The 15,057-nt window shown below is 58.5% G+C and carries 14 protein-coding genes; 3 read left to right on the top strand and 11 right to left on the bottom strand.

Annotated features, from left to right (window positions below):
- Positions 1-22: 22 nt before the first annotated feature.
- The 5 genes from ACR0JW_RS08350 to ACR0JW_RS08330 form a co-directional block, all read right to left on the bottom strand.
- Positions 23-1,258 (bottom strand): AAA family ATPase, encoded by a 1,236-nt coding sequence (locus tag ACR0JW_RS08350; RefSeq protein ID WP_170678140.1) that lies wholly within the window; start codon positions 1,256-1,258, stop codon positions 23-25.
- A 197-nt stretch (positions 1,259-1,455) separates the two neighbouring features.
- The gene (locus ACR0JW_RS08345) at positions 1,456-2,085 is read right to left on the bottom strand and encodes an OmpA family protein (RefSeq protein ID WP_170678138.1); all 630 of its coding nucleotides are present in this window, start codon (positions 2,083-2,085) and stop codon (positions 1,456-1,458) included.
- Positions 2,086-2,102: 17 nt separating this feature from the next.
- Positions 2,103-3,509, bottom strand: a complete 1,407-nt coding sequence (locus tag ACR0JW_RS08340; RefSeq protein WP_170678136.1) for a type II and III secretion system protein family protein — start codon at positions 3,507-3,509, stop codon at positions 2,103-2,105.
- A gap of 192 nt (positions 3,510-3,701) precedes the next feature.
- Positions 3,702-4,583, bottom strand: coding sequence for a Flp pilus assembly protein CpaB (gene cpaB / locus ACR0JW_RS08335; protein ID WP_170678134.1), 882 nt, complete (start codon positions 4,581-4,583; stop codon positions 3,702-3,704).
- A 250-nt stretch (positions 4,584-4,833) separates the two neighbouring features.
- Positions 4,834-5,073 (bottom strand): hypothetical protein, encoded by a 240-nt coding sequence (locus ACR0JW_RS08330; protein ID WP_170678132.1) that lies wholly within the window; start codon positions 5,071-5,073, stop codon positions 4,834-4,836.
- On the opposite strand from ACR0JW_RS08330, the gene ACR0JW_RS08325 reads away from it, so the two are divergent.
- Entirely contained in the window at positions 5,060-5,305 is a 246-nt protein-coding gene (locus ACR0JW_RS08325; RefSeq protein ID WP_170678130.1) for a hypothetical protein, read from the top strand. The genes ACR0JW_RS08330 and ACR0JW_RS08325 overlap by 14 nt on opposite strands.
- 71 nt (positions 5,306-5,376) lie before the next feature.
- Here ACR0JW_RS08325 and ACR0JW_RS08320 read toward each other — a convergent pair whose 3' ends face one another.
- On the bottom strand, positions 5,377-5,610 hold the full coding sequence (locus tag ACR0JW_RS08320) for a hypothetical protein (RefSeq protein ID WP_170678128.1): 234 nt from the start codon (positions 5,608-5,610) through the stop codon (positions 5,377-5,379).
- 350 nt (positions 5,611-5,960) lie between these two features.
- Here ACR0JW_RS08320 and ACR0JW_RS08315 point away from each other — a divergent pair, with 350 nt between their 5' ends.
- A complete protein-coding gene (locus ACR0JW_RS08315) occupies positions 5,961-6,827 on the top strand; it encodes a lytic transglycosylase domain-containing protein (RefSeq protein WP_170678126.1) in 867 nt (288 codons plus the stop codon).
- 41 nt (positions 6,828-6,868) lie between these two features.
- Here ACR0JW_RS08315 and ACR0JW_RS08310 read toward each other — a convergent pair whose 3' ends face one another.
- The 5 genes from ACR0JW_RS08310 to tldD all read right to left on the bottom strand — a co-directional run bounded on the left by ACR0JW_RS08310 (position 6,869) and on the right by tldD (position 13,900).
- A complete protein-coding gene (locus ACR0JW_RS08310) occupies positions 6,869-7,495 on the bottom strand; it encodes a 3-oxoacid CoA-transferase subunit B (protein ID WP_170613264.1) in 627 nt (208 codons plus the stop codon).
- On the bottom strand, positions 7,495-8,199 hold the full coding sequence (locus tag ACR0JW_RS08305) for a CoA transferase subunit A (RefSeq protein WP_170613262.1): 705 nt from the start codon (positions 8,197-8,199) through the stop codon (positions 7,495-7,497). Before ACR0JW_RS08305 ends, ACR0JW_RS08310 begins: the two co-directional genes overlap by 1 nt.
- Before the next feature lie 102 nt (positions 8,200-8,301).
- Positions 8,302-10,923 carry a type I DNA topoisomerase gene (gene topA, locus ACR0JW_RS08300; RefSeq protein ID WP_170678124.1) on the bottom strand — a complete coding sequence of 874 codons (2,622 nt, stop codon included), beginning with the start codon at positions 10,921-10,923 and terminating at the stop codon, positions 8,302-8,304.
- Between the two features lie 172 nt (positions 10,924-11,095).
- Complete coding sequence (gene dprA / locus ACR0JW_RS08295) at positions 11,096-12,238, bottom strand: DNA-processing protein DprA (RefSeq protein WP_480713806.1); 1,143 nt, start codon at positions 12,236-12,238, stop codon at positions 11,096-11,098.
- Between the two features lie 240 nt (positions 12,239-12,478).
- On the bottom strand, positions 12,479-13,900 hold the full coding sequence (tldD, locus tag ACR0JW_RS08290; protein ID WP_170825136.1) for a metalloprotease TldD: 1,422 nt from the start codon (positions 13,898-13,900) through the stop codon (positions 12,479-12,481).
- A 176-nt stretch (positions 13,901-14,076) separates the two neighbouring features.
- Between tldD and coxB the strand changes: the two genes are divergently transcribed.
- A complete protein-coding gene (coxB, locus tag ACR0JW_RS08285; RefSeq protein WP_170678118.1) occupies positions 14,077-14,988 on the top strand; it encodes a cytochrome c oxidase subunit II in 912 nt (303 codons plus the stop codon).
- Positions 14,989-15,057 lie beyond the last annotated feature (69 nt).

Raw genomic sequence — 15,057 nt, 5'->3', positions numbered from 1 at the left:
CGGCTGTCCCCTTGAGAAGTTGTTACGCGGCTTCCGCGTTGCTCGAGCCCAGGCTGTGAAGCGACTTGGCCAGTTTGGCGATTTCCCGACGTAGCGGGTTCTTGGCTGCAGATTTTGCAAGCGGTAGGCCGTGATCGCCGGCTTGCAGAACAGGTTTACCACCTTCGGGCAGTTGCAGATCGATGGAGATTCCCAGGCTTTCACCCATGCGCTTGACCCGGCCTTTGCCGTTCAGATCCGTGAATTTTGGCGCCCGGTTCAATGCAAAGCGCAGCTTGTTGAACGGCAGTTCCTCGGCCTGCAGTGCGCGCTTCAGACGCAGTGCGTTCTGGGCGGACCGCATATCCAGCTCGATCAATGCAAAATAGACATGCGCCGCCGCCAGCACTGTTTCGGACCAGTGCACCAGTGTTTTTGGCATATCCACGACCACATAGTCGAAATGCTTGCGTGCGGTGTCGATGACGCGCTGAATATCCTCCGGCGTAATCAGGTCCAGCGGCACAATGTCGGAAGGCGAGGTCAGAACCTGCAGTTTTTCTTCATATGTCTGCAGCGCCTGGGAAAAAACATCGTCGTCCATGGACGCCGTGTCCGACAGCATTTCAAACACTGTCTCGCGACGCGGTAGGTCCAGATAGGTGGAAACTGTGCCAAATTGCAGATCCAGGTCAATCAGGCAGACGGTCGGTGCTTCTTTGTCCGAAACCGTAGCCAGTTCCCAGGCAAGATTGACCGCCAGAGTGGTCGAGCCTACGCCTCCGGCCAGGCCGTGCACCACAAACAGCGCGCCTTCTTTTGATTCGCCCTGGGTCAGCGGAACTGCCGCCGCCTGGGGCGCGGCAACCGGATCGGGCCGTTTCATGCGCTCGATGGCTTCCTGCAACTCGCCTTCGGGCAGCGGGTAGGGGACAAATTCATCGGCACCTTTGCGCAGCAGCTGATGCAGCGACGCAGGTGTGACATCTTCGGCGATCAGAACAACTTTGATTTTCTTGTCCTTGGCGCGGGTGATGATTTCACCCATCAGCGTCAGGTTGTCTTCGTCTTCCCCGTCGATTGCAAGTGCCACAAATTCAAGAGAATCTGCCTCGGGTTGGCTGAAAAAAGCCAGTGCCTCAGCAAATCCAAGATCGCCCCAGCGTTCACCCAGCGCAACTTCCATGTCTTCGATCAACAGATCGAAATTCTGGACATCACGGCTGATTGTGCAGGCCAGAATGGCGTTATTTTCGTCTTGCGGCGTGGCGCTTGTCATTAACACAATCCTCGTAGTGAAGGCTTGGCAAATCTTACAAACACAAGCGGTCTGGTCGGATTGGCTGTCGCCCCGATGCGGTCAAATCTGGCCGCAGGTCACCCAATTATTGACAACGTCTCTTGGAAGTTGGGCGAGAATTGGGCGTAAAAGAACAAATTGTAGGGAATTGGGCGACGATGTCGCCCAAAACCAGTTTATTGTTCGGATGTAACGCCAAGGTTTGTTGCGCTGCTCAGTTGTGTTGCGTAAGTCGCGCTCGCAACATACTCGCGATAGACGACCTGGGCGTACTTGCCGTCCAGAATCAGCGGATCGCGATCCAAGAAGCCCGACACCTCGGTCACGGTACGGCGGTTGCGCCGATCCCGGTTTGGCGTGTCGATCAGCGGGCGCGCTTTGCCAAAGGACACAACGGCCTCTAGGCGCGATCGCGAGATGCCCTGCTGAATCAGGAAGGCAACCGCAGCATTGGCGCGCCGTTGACCCAAAGCCTTGTTATAGGCCGTTGAGCCGACAGCATCCGTGTGGCCGTACACGCGGAACCGAGCCTCAGGGAATTGCTTGATCCAATCCGCCTGCTGCGCCAGGATCCGCTGTGCCGAAGCATCCAGTTGCGAACTGTTGAAGGCAAAATTGATCTGGGTTGGAACCTCGGCCGCAAACCGCTGAGCCAGGATCTGGGCATAGGACAACTCACCATTCATCACCTGGATATTGTTGAGAGTTGCGTTGCCGAAAGCGCCCGAATCGATTTCGTAGCCCGCTTCCCGTGTACAGCCTGCGACAGCGACCGACAGACATAGTGTCATCATCCACTTTTGCATGGGTCCTATCCTCCTCATCAATCCAGGACGTAGCCGTAAGAGCTGCCATAGCCCTGTTTGGCCACTTCTGTTGCGGCGCCTGCACCGGCACGTGTTGTCCGGGCGGTCTTGCCATTCACGAACAGATCGAATTCGCTGGGCGGTTTGACCCGATCGGTGGGCAGAGCCAGGGCTTCACCCCGCGTCGGCGACACAAGATGTGCGGTGATGATAATAACCAGTTCGCTTTGCTCGCGCTGGTATTCGGCGCTCCGGAACAGGGCACCCAGGACAGGCACATCGCCAAGCCACGGGATCTGGTTGTTCAGGTCGGCAAAGTTGTCCTGGATCAGCCCGGCGATAGCAAAGCTCTCACCGTCGCGCAGTTCAACCGTCGTGCTGGTCTGGCGTGTGATAAAGCTTGGAACGTTGTCGCCATTGATCGTGAAGTTCGAGCTGTTATCGATCGCCGAGACAGACGCGGCCATCTCCAGATTGATCAGCTCGCCGTCGACAACACGTGGGATGAAGTCTATTTCGACACCGAAGGCCTTGTATTCAATGGTAACGACACCATCGTCCTGCGGAACCGGGATGGGTACTTCGCCGCCGGCCAGGAATGTCGCTTCTTGCCCGGACAGTGCTGACAGGTTGGGTTCAGCCAGGCTGCGGGCCAGGCCTTTGGCCTCAAGGGCCTCCAGCAACAGGCGAACCTGGGTCGAACCTGCGCCAAATCCAAACAGGATCGCACCTGTGTTGGACTGCACGGCGGGAATGTTGTTGCTCAGTGCGTTCTGCAATGCCAGCGAGTTGTTCAGCGTGTTGATACCGCCGGTCACATCGCCGCCACCGAAGCCCAGCGATGCTGACAGGCTCTTGGCGACCGAGCGGTTCATCTCTGCAAACCGGACTTTCAGCATGACCTGCTGCACGCCGCCAACGCTCATAAGGTTCGAAACGCGTTCCGGGGCATAACGCTCCGCCAGTTCCAGCGCGCGGGCCAGCTTTGCCGAGCTGGACACGGTGCCGGACAGCACGATGCCGTCATTTGCCGTACGCACCTCGACCCGCTCATCGGGCAGGATCTGGCGCAGCCTTTCCTTGAATTCGGTCACATCCGGTGCCACACGAACGCGAACGTTCGTGATCAGATTGCCGACGCCATCGAACAACGTCAGCGTTGTGATGCCAGGAGCCTTACCAAGAACATAGATCGTGCGGTCCGAAAGCGACGAGATGTCGGCGATACCCGCGTTGGCGATGCTCAGTTCTGCGAACGGCTCTTCACTCTCAACAACAATTGCGCGATTCATAGGGACATCCAGCGTTTCCGCTGTGCCTTTTTTAACCACGCGAATATTTTGTGCCCAGGCGGCATCGCCTACCGGGCTCACAACAAGCGCCAACCCCAGCAGGGTTGCGCTGATCCAGGAACGTATTGTCATGTGACCTGCCTCTCCGATCACGCCTCGTTTTTGGGTCTATCGCCCTCTAATACGAAACACTGCGCGAATTCAGAATTTATTGCAATAATCAATGGTTTCTGGATTGTTCCTTATGTGGGGAATGGGCAACAATCAAAATAGAAAGAGCCGCGCAGATTGCGCGACTCAAGTCCGTAACGCTCTGATTTAACGTCAGTTTGTGCAGGGAATTGGGGTTTCGACGATCTCTCCGCCGCGGCGAGTCCGGATCGTACACACTCTTTCCTGGGCTTTTTTCGGAGCGGGCGCCGCCTCTTTAATACCCAACAGTTTTCGCTGGTCGACTTCGATTGCCGCGGTGATGGCCTCGTCCTCGACCCCAACCAAGGCAAGGGACAGGCGACCGGTACTCTGAGCCTGGGCCAGCGAGATGGCCTGTTCCGGTGTAACGGCCACCGTGACCGTACGTGCAATCGTTGTGCCCGTGACGTCCGAGCCTGCGGACTGATCAATAGCAACCAGTCTGATACTAGGAAGGATCAAACGTGTGAGTTCACCGCTGGCACCCTCGACCGTGCCCCGCAACGAGCCGGTCCAGATAATGTCGACGTCGTCTCCTGGGCGCAGAAATCCGGATACGCCGGACGCAACATCAACGCTGATGGCAAAGGCCCGCTTGCCTTTTTCCAGGCGCGAGGTCAGACCCGCGGCTTCGCCCGGCCGGGTAATCTTGACCTCCATGATCGCTTCGTCTTTTTCCATGGCCCTCATGACATAACGCTCATTGTCTCCGGTCTCGGGGAACAGGACGGTCATTTCCGTGAATGTGCCCTCGGGGATCGCGTTTTCCGGCCAATCGACGATACGCACATCTTCTTCCTTCACGCGTTCGCCATACTTTAGTGAACGGTTGGACACGATGACGCTGACGGTCGGAACTACATTGACGTTCGCGTTTGCCAAAGCTTCCTGGGCCGCCAAACGCTCGCGTGCGAGAGCATCCTGATAGGCGGTGATATAGTTGCGCGCCATGTAAACCGCGCCGCCGGCCAGAGCCACCCCGACGATCAGAACAAGACCAAACACAGCTCGCATGCGCGCACCTCATATTTTCGATGGCCAGAGTCATTTCGGCCAGTGGGAAACTTTGAAACAGCTTATTTCCTAAACAGGAATTGTGTCGAAATGTAGGACAAAGAAGACATTTCTATCACTGTTCCACGATTGTAGGGCGAGTTGGCAACACACTCAGGTCAAGCGCAGGCCCGGGGGGGCTACGTTTCAAACGTCCAGCTTGAAGAGCCCAGAGTTGGCTGAACTATGCTTGGAAACCTTAGACAGTAGCTCAGCTACCGCCGCCCGCGGTCCCTGAAACAACGATCCCGCCAGGCGCGTTGTTGGATCCGGTACTGATGGTCGCGCTGGACATCGCCGAGCTGGTGTTCCCGCTCAGGCTGATGGTTGCTGTCTGGATACCGAAGTAAATCAGTGTCGCAAGCGCAATGATTATGGCAGTCAGAACGACCCAGTCGACGGTGACAGCACCGTCTTCAGAGGTGATAAAGGTTTTCGTGAACCTGATCATTGCGGGTCACTCCAGTAAAGCAGGGTCGGGGCAGAACCGACCAATAGAATCTGTTCATGTACAACCTTTGCTGATGCACTCATTATGTTTTGCTTTGCCGGAATGGCGTGAATTGGGCAAAACATTGAATAATATGACGTATTTCGATTTCTTTGAGGTGCGCATGGCCGTGACCGCGCCTGATTTTCGCTCGGTTGCCAAATCGCCGATGCCTTGCCTGGCCGGTTCTTGAGTTCACGGTTCCAAAAGAAAAGCCGCGCCAGTGTTGGCGCGGCCTGTTTCCAGTTCTGGGAATTGTCTGGCTTAGTTGGTGCCCGAACCGGTGATACCACCTGAAACGGTACCATCGCTGGTGCCGGTGTTAATGGTTGCGCTGCTCAGCGCGGCGTTCACGTCGGTTGCCATGCCCTGTGCGCCGTTGGCGATCTGCTGGTAGGCCACGGTGCCCAGGCCGATGACTGCTGCGGTCAGAACGACCCAGTCAACTGTTACGGCGCCGTCTTCGTCTTTGCGGAAGTTCCTGATGAACTTGATCATGTTACGTCCCTCCTAAAGGATCTAAGTCAATTAACCTAGGCGTCTTTCAGAGCTTTCTCTCTCAGTCCGCTCATGACCGTCTCGGTATGGATATATGTTTGACCGTTGCGCGTGGCAGGAATTGGGCCAAACACAGTTTTTTTGCGCCTCCTCTTAACTTTTTGGTGACGAATTCTACATCTCATTGAAAAGTAACAAAAAAAATTTTCAAAGTGACGGTGCTGACCTTCGCAAGAGATGCAAAATTGCGCCAAATGAGGCGAAATTGCCCCAATTCGCTTTGTTTTTCTGGCCTTGAGGCCGGATTCGAGGTTCAAATTCATCAAAAGAAAACAAGAGGCAGGCAAAAAATGAATCTCCGGTACGCAATCACATGCGCCGGCGTGTCGGCATTTCTGATATCGGGCACGGTTCCGGTGATCGCCGCCGATATCGAGCCGAGAGGCGTCTATAAAAGGATCAAGGCGCCAAAGCCCGGAACTCGTCCGCGCATCACCGTTCAGATCACGGCTGAAGAACATGCATCCCAGCCTTTTGCCCCCAGCACCGGGGCCGAGCTTGAAACGCCTGAAGTGGTCAAGCGCACCGCGCTTCCGCCTGAGAACCTGCCGGGGTCGAACAGCCCTGAAAAGCCCGTCGGTTCCTACACAGCCTTCTGGGACAAGATCTCGCCGGAACTGGCTGAGGCTGGGGCAGGGCGGCTGGATATGGCGATCAATGCGCTTTCATCCACAAATGTTGCTTCACCACGTTTGCAGACCCTTCAAAATATCGCACAGCTGCAGGGGATCGACATTCTGCGCTCGACAGTGGGAACCAAGGTTTCCCCGGCGCTTGTCCTTGCGGTGATTTCCGTGGAATCGGCCGGCCGGGCGGATGCTGTCAGTTCAGCCGGTGCGCAAGGGCTGATGCAACTGATGCCCGCTACGGCCGAAAGGTTCGGTGTCGAGGACAGTTTTCAGCCCTCGCAGAATATCGCGGGCGGTGTGAAATACCTGAACTGGCTGATGGGGGAATTCAAAAACGACCCGATTTTGGTGCTGGCCGGATATAATGCGGGCGAAGGGGCCGTTCGCAAACACAGTGGTGTGCCGCCTTATGCGGAAACCCGCGATTACGTGCCAAAAGTGCTTGCAGCGTTTCAGGTGGCGCGCGCGTTGTGCTCGACCCCGCCGGAACTGATCTCGGATGGCTGCGTTTTTCAAACGCTAAACTGAAAATGGCCCGCGTGTTGGCGGGCCATTCAATATCAGGTCAATCAGCCGACGATCGTGGCCTGGGTCGAGGCCCGCATATCGTCTTCACTGACACCGTCGGCCAGTTCGACAATCTTCAGGCCGCCTTCAACCACATCCAGCACGCCCAGATTGGTGATGATGCGATCAACGACGCCCTTACCTGTCAACGGCAAGGTGCATTCCTTCAGCACTTTTGAATCGCCATGCTTGTTGGTGTGATCCATGACCACGATCACACGACCGACGCCGGCGACCAGATCCATCGCGCCGCCCATACCCTTGACCAGCTTGCCGGGGATCATCCAGTTGGCCAGATCGCCCTTTTCGTCCACTTCCATAGCACCCAGTATCGCCGCAGCGATCTTGCCGCCCCGGATCATGGCAAAGGACGTGGCGCTGTCGAAGTAGGACGTGCGGGACAGCTCGGTGATCGTCTGCTTGCCCGCGTTGATCAGGTCGGGGTCTTCTTCACCCTCGAACGGGAATGGACCCATGCCCAGCATGCCGTTCTCGGATTGCAGAGTGATGTCCTTGTCACCCACGTAGTTCGCCACCAGCGTCGGAATGCCGATGCCGAGGTTCACATACATGCCGTCTTCCAGCTCTTCCGCCGCGCGTGCGGCCATCTGATTGCGGTCCCAGGGCATTATGCGTCCTCCTTCTTGCGGGTGGTGCGCTGTTCGATGCGCTTTTCGTGGCTACCCTGAATGATGCGGTGCACGTAGATGCCGGGCAGATGGATCCCATCCGGGTCGAGCGAGCCGCGCGGCACGATCTCTTCAACTTCAGCGATGCAGATCTTGCCGCAGGTCGCGGCAGGTACATTGAAGTTGCGTGCAGTCTTGCGGAAAATCAGGTTGCCGGTGTCATCGGCCTTCCAGGCCTTGACGATGGCGAGATCGGCAAAAATGCCTTCCTCCATGATGTAGGTCTCGCCGTTGAAGTCCTTGTGTTCCTTGCCGTCGGCAATCACGGTGCCCACGCCAGTCTTGGTGTAGAAGCCGGGGATGCCCGCGCCGCCTGCGCGCATACGTTCGGCCAGAGTGCCTTGCGGGTTGAATTCCAGCTCCAACTCGCCGCTCAGATATTGCCGCATGAATTCGGCGTTTTCACCGACATACGAGCTGATCATCTTTTTGACCTGCTTCGTCTGCAGCAGGATGCCGATACCGAAATCGTCGACCCCGGCGTTGTTGCTGGCAAAGGTCAGATCCTTGGCGCCCGATTCCCGGATCGCCTCAAGCAGCAGTTCGGGAATACCGCACAGGCCGAAACCGCCCGCTGCAATCAGCATGCCATCCGACAGCACCCCATCGAGCGCTTCAGTGGCATTGGCATAGATTTTCTTCATGGAAAACTCCCCCAATGACATGGTGATGCGGCAGGTTGTGCCGCCACGTCACGGGGAAGTCAATGAAACCAGAGGGCAATGGTATTTCTACCTAGCCCCGTCTCAGCCCGCCTTCTTGGCTGTCTTCTTGGCAGTGGCCTTCTTCTTTGGCGCAGCTTTTTTCTTGGTGCCCTTCCTGGCCGCACGCTCGTTGACCAGTTCAACGGCCATTTCCTGCGTCACGTCTTCGGGTTTTACGTCCTTGGGAATGGTCGCGTTGACTTTCTCCCATTTCACATACGGCCCGTAGCGCCCGTCCAGAACCTGCATCGCGCCGCCATCGGGATGCTCGCCCAGTTCCTTCAGCGGTTTGGCCGCCGCACTACGGCCCCGACCGGGGTTGGCCCGTTTTTCGGCCAGCAGTTCCACGGCCCGGTTCATCCCGATCTCGAACACGTCATTAGGGTCTTTGAGGTTGGCATAAACCGGTTTGGCTTCATCGGCCAGTTGATGCATCAGGTAAGGCCCGAAGCGACCGAAATTCGCGCTGATCATTCCACCTTCGGGGTGTTCGCCGATCTGGCGGGGCAGGCTGAGAAGGGTCAGCGCCTTGTCCAGATCCATGTCATCCTTGCTCCAGCCACGCGGCAGCGACGCACGGGGGGGTTTCTTGTTCTCCGTCGTCGGCTCGCCACGCTGGACATAAGGACCAAAGCGGCCGGATTTCAGCCAGATCTCATCACCCGCATCCTCGCCCAGAAGACGTTCGTCGCCTTCCGCGCCTTCACCGGCTATCGGGCGGGTATACGTGCATTCCGGGTAGTTGCCGCACCCGACGAACCCGCCGGTGCGCGACGTCTTCAGGTGCAATTGCCCCACGCCGCATTTCGGGCAGATCCGCGGATCCGACCCGTCCTCGCGCGGCGGATAAAGCTGCGGTGCCAGCGCTTCGTCCAGCTTGTCCAGCACTTCCGAAATGCGCAGTTCCGAGGTCTCGCCGATTGCAGCCGAAAACTCGCGCCAGAACTTGCCCAACAGATCCTTGTAGTCGCGATCCCCGGCGCTGACGTCGTCCAGCTGTTCTTCCAGATTGGCGGTGAACTCATAGCCCACGTACTGACGGAAGAAATTCAGCAGGAAGATGGTGACGATGCGGCCCTTTTCTTCAGGGATCAGCCGGTTTTTGTCCTTGCGCACATATTCCCGGTCCTGGATCGTCGTCACGATCGAGGCATAGGTCGAAGGGCGACCGATCCCCAATTCCTCCATCCGTTTGACCAAAGTGGCCTCGGTGTAACGCGGGGGCGGTTGGGTGTGATGTTGCAGGGCCAGAACGGCTTCGTTCTCGGACAGGATGGCGGCCTTGTCATCGCTCGTGGCCTTGGTGTGCTGATCCAGCAATGAGGTCTTGGCAAACGGGGCAGGGTCCCCCTTCATGATCTGGGGCAGGCGCTTTTCGTCGTCATCCGTGACGTCATCGCGGCCCTCTTCATAGACGCGCATGAACCCGTCGAACAAAACCACCTGCCCGGTGGCGCGCAGACCGACCTGACCGTCGGCGCTGCCGATCTCGACCGTGGTCCGCTCCAGCCGGGCGGCGGCCATCTGGCAGGCGATTGTACGTTTCCAGATCAGATCATAAAGCTTGCGCTGATCCTCATCCGTAACCTTCAGAGCCTTGGCATCGCGGGTCATATCCGTCGGGCGGATACATTCATGCGCTTCCTGAGCGTTCTTGGCCTTGTTCTTATACATGCGCGGGCTGTCTGGCACGTAGTCCGCGCCATATCGGTCGGCGATGGCGTCGCGGGTGGCAGTCACAGCTTCGGGCGCCATGTCGATGCCGTCAGTCCGCATATATGTAATGTAACCCGCCTCATACAGCCGCTGCGCCACCTGCATCGCGTGGCGGGCTCCCATGCCGAACTTGCGGCTGGCTTCCTGCTGCAGCGTGGATGTCATGAACGGCGCGCTTGGGTTGCGGGCGGCAGGCTTGGCCTCGACTGATGTAACGCTCAGCGCGCGGCTGGTAATGGCCTGAACTGCCAATTCGGCTTGTGTCGAATTGGTCAGATCGTGCTTGTCCAGCTTTTTACCGGCCAGCGTGACCAGCCGGGCCTCGTAGGTCTGGCCGCGGGGCGTTTCGAACAAGGCCCGCACCGACCAGTATTCGACCGGCTTGAACGCCTCGATCTCCATCTCGCGCTCGACGATCAACCGCAGACAGACCGACTGCACCCGGCCAGCCGACCGCGCGCCGGGCAGCTTGCGCCACAGAACGGGTGACAGGTTGAACCCCACCAGGTAATCCAGCGCACGGCGGGCCAGATAAGCCTCGACCAGCGGCATGTCCACCTGACGCGGGTTCTGCATCGCCTGCGTCACAGCCTCTTTGGTGATGGCGTTGAATGTAACCCGGCTGACCGGTGTGTCTTTCTTGATCGAGCGCCGCTTGGTCAGCGCTTCCTGCAGGTGCCAGCTGATTGCTTCGCCCTCGCGATCGGGGTCAGTGGCCAGGATCAGCGCATTGTCGTCCTTAAGCGCGTCGGCGATGGCCTTGACGTGCTTGCGGCTGTCATTGCCGACTTCCCATTTCATCGAGAATTCATGCTCTGGATCAACCGATCCGTCCTTCGGCGGCAAGTCGCGTACATGGCCGTACGAGGCCAGAACGGTGTAGTCGGGGCCCAGATATTTGTTGATCGTTTTTGCTTTGGCCGGAGATTCTACAACAACTACAGGCATTTAAGATGAATCCTTGCTCGACAGGCTTTGCGCTTTGTATGGCGGTGCAAAATGTGTGCGGCAAGATCGAATTGTCAATGCGTACCTTGCCGCATCCTGTTTTTCCCGCAATTTCAGGACTCTGGCCGGGCCAAATTTCTTCAAACAGACGGGGCCAAGCAAAAGCCGGTGATCAGGCTACTCGCGAAAGCAGGCCGCCCGCCTGCCGCTGGATTCGTCCGTCCAGTTCCAGATCCAGCAAGGCCGGGGCGATGGCCTCGACCGAGGCGGCAATGTCCCGGATCAACTGGTCTTCGGCCACCGGCGAAGGACCCAAGCGCGCCAGAATTTCGGCCTGCAAGACTGACGCCTCTGGCATTGCAGGGGCGTCAGACGAAGGTTGATGGCTTAGCGGAAGTTCCGGCGCCTCCGCCACTGATTGTTGCGGCGGTAGCGCGTCAATCACGTCTTGCGCGGAACGGACCAGCGTCGCGCCATCGCGGATCAGCAGGTTGCACCCGGCGGCGCGGGCATCGAACGGGTGGCCGGGTACGGCCAGAACCTCGCGGCCCTGATCCAGCGCGTCCCGCGCCGTGATCAGACTGCCGGATTTTGCCGCCGCCTCGACCACCACAACCGCCTGCGCGAGGCCCGAGATGATGCGGTTGCGCCGCGGGAAATGCCGTGCCTGCGGCGTCACCCCCATCGGTTGTTCAGACAATCGCAGGCCCTTGCGCGCAATATCGTTGGCAAGATCGGTATTTTCCGCCGGATAAACAACGTCGACCCCGCCTGCCAAAACAGCCACCGTTCCGGTGTCCAGCGACGCGATGTGCGCGGATGTGTCGATGCCGCGCGCCATGCCTGAGACGACCGAATAACCGCACGCCCCAAGCTCTTTCGCCAGGTTCCGGGCCATGCGCCCCCCGAGGGACGAGCAGTTGCGCGCGCCGACCAAAGCAATTGCGGGTTTTGCCAGTACGCTGATGTCACCGATGGCCCACAGCATCGGGGGTGCGTCAGACAGGGTCGACAGGGAAGCGGGGAAGTCAGCGGCCCCAAGGCACAGAAGCCGCGCTTTTGCGGCTTTTGCAGCCCTGAGCTCCGCCTCAATCACGCCGGGTGGGCATATTTCATAGTCTTCGATCCCGGCGGCGCGTGCCATTTCCGGCAACGCGGCCAGCGCATTCTGCGCCGAGCCATGTTCGCGCAACAGTCGCCGGAATGTTGCCGGGCCAACCTTGCGTGAGCGCAACAGACGGAGCCAGGAAAACCGGTCCTCTTCCGTGGTTGGTGGGAGTGGGGGGTGATAGGAAGAAAGCTGCTCTTCAGTCATCCGTTGCTCCGCCTGATTGCAGAACTGGTTTACGGGATGCGGGGTTAACAGCCTGTAAATCGTTGAAAATTAGATGCTATTTGCGCAGGTGGCGTGCTTTGGTTGCAGGATAACCATTGGAAAGTAAAAAGAAAAACCGCGATAGCTTTCCTTGCGCAGTTCGCGGTCATTCCAATGCAGAAATCAAAAAATAAGGCGCAGTGTTAACCCTGCGCCGTTGAGTCTCCAATTGGTTCCCGCTTAGGCGGCCGATCCGCCCACGGTCAGGCCATCCATCAGAACGGTTGGTTGGCCGACCCCCACAGGAACCCATTGCCCGTCCTTGCCGCAGGTTCCCATGCCCGGGTCCAGCTCCATGTCATTGCCGAGCCCGCGAATGCGCTTCAAGGCCGAAGGACCATCCCCGATCAGCGTCGCGCCCTTGACCGGTGCACCGATCTTGCCGTTCTCGACCCGATACGCCTCGGTGCAGGAGAAAACAAACTTGCCGTTGGTGATATCCACCTGGCCACCGCCGAAGCCCACGGCCCAGATACCGTCCTTGATGTCCGCAACCAGGGCCGCAGGGTCCGCATCGCCTCCCAGCATGATCGTGTTGGTCATGCGTGGCATTGGCTTGTGCGCATAGCTTTGCCGCCGCCCGTTGCCGGTGGGCGCGACATTCATCAGCCGTGCGTTCTGGCGGTCCTGCATATATCCCGTCAGTTTTCCGTCTTCGATCAGAACCGTGCGGGAACTGGGCGTACCTTCGTCGTCCACAGTGATCGAGCCACGCCGGTCCGCGATGGTGCCGTCATCGACGACAGTTACACCCTTGGACGCGATCTGTTGCCCCATCAGCCCGGCAAAGGCCGAACTGCCCTTGCGATTGAAATCCCCTTCAAGCCCGTGCCCAATCGCCTCGTGCAGCAGGATACCGGGCCAGCCGGGGCCAAGGGCCACTTCCATCACACCGGCCGGGGCAGGGACTGCGTCCAGGTTGACCAGAGCGATCCGCAATGCCTCGCGCGCCTTGTCCTGCCAGTCCGCCGGATCAATAAGCCCATCCAGACCGACACGGCCGCCGCCGCCTGCCGAACCGTTTTCGCGGCGTCCGTTCTGCTCCACGATGACCGAGATGTTCAGACGGGTCATCGGGCGCACGTCGCGCACCAGAACGCCATCAGGGCGCAGAATCTCAACCTCCTGCACTGCGGCTGCGATGGTTGCGCTGACCTGAACCACTCGGTGATCGAGATCGCGGGAAAACGCATCAATCTCGCGCAGCGTCTCGATTTTGACCGGAAAGCTGGCGGTTTCGATCGGATCCTCATCTGTATAAAGCCGCTTGTTGGTCGCCCGCGGTGCCTCGGCCAGCGTGCCGCCGCCATCCCCGACCGCCAGCCGCGCGGTCTCGGCTGCTCGTTTTAGTGCGGGGATCGATACGTCCGTTGAATGCGCATATCCGGCAACTTCACCCTGCACGGCCCGCAGTCCGAACCCTTCAGACGCATCGTAGGACGCTGTCCGTAGTCGGCCGTCATCAAAGACCAGAGATTCGGATTTGCGGCGTTCCACGAACAGCTCGCCATCCTCGGCGCCCGCCGTTGCCGATTGCAGCACCGCAAGCGCTTCATCATGCGGAATTGCGGTTTCAAAGGGGCGAAACGGGTCGTTTGACATGGCTTGGGACCTTTCCGGTTTGATCCAGATCAAAAATAGCGTCTGTTTGACGCAAGCATTTTGCTTTATCTACCCGCAGGAATATGGTTTTTAACGCGGCCAAAGACAACGGGAGAGGTGTGGCCGATTCACACCTTTTCGCCAGGGACGCAAAGATCAAACGATCAGGACAGAAAATGAAGAATGCTTTGATGCTTTCGGGGTTTATGACAGCCCTCTCCAGCCTTCCCGCCATGGCTCAGGAGCTTGAGATTATCGGCAAGCCGGTCGATGGTGGCATGGGTTTCCAGCCCCCCGCCACCAGCTTGGCCGAAGGGATTCGGGATCTGGATGGGATGATTCTGGTCATCATCACCGCCGTTTGCTTGCTGGTTGGCGGCCTGATGCTTTATTGCATCGTGCGCTACAATCAGCGTGTTAACCCGAAGCCAGCCGGTTTCTCTCACTACACCCCGGTCGAGATCGCCTGGACGCTTGGCCCGATCCTGATTCTGGTCTTCATTGGCGCCTTCTCGTTGCCGGTTCTGTTCAAGCAGCAGGAAATTCCCGAAGGCGACGTGGTGATCAAGGTTGTCGGCAACCAGTGGTACTGGACCTATGAATACGTCGATCACGACTTTGCGTTCGACAGCTACCTGCTGGGCCACCCGGCCACCCTGGACGAAGGTGCCCGCCCAGCTGACGCTGACGTGACGCCGTTTGTTTTGGACGACGCGATGCGCGCCAAGCTGGCCGATTCCGGATACAGCGACGATGAATGGCTGTTGGCCACCGACACTGCGGTTGTCGTTCCGGTGAACAAGGTCGTCGTCATGCAGGTGACCGCATCCGATGTGATCCACTCGTGGACGATCCCGTCCTTCGGCGTGAAGCAGGACGGTGTACCCGGTCGTCTGGCCGAGCTGTGGTTCGAGGCCAACAAGGAAGGCATCTATTTCGGCCAGTGTTCGGAACTGTGCGGCAAAGACCACGCCTATATGCCGATCACCGTCAAGGTCGTCAGCCAGGAAGCCTATGATGAATGGCTGCAGAGTGCGATCGACGAATACGCAGGCCTGCCGCAATCCTATCAGATTGCTGCCAAGTAAACGCGACAGGGCGGGCTGGCCCCGCCTGAAACAACATGCAGGCTGCGCGGTAATCGCGCAGCTTTCGCC

The sequence above is a fragment of the Ruegeria sp. BG6 genome, assembly GCF_056538465.1.
This window is presented reverse-complemented; position numbering and strand designations above follow the sequence as displayed.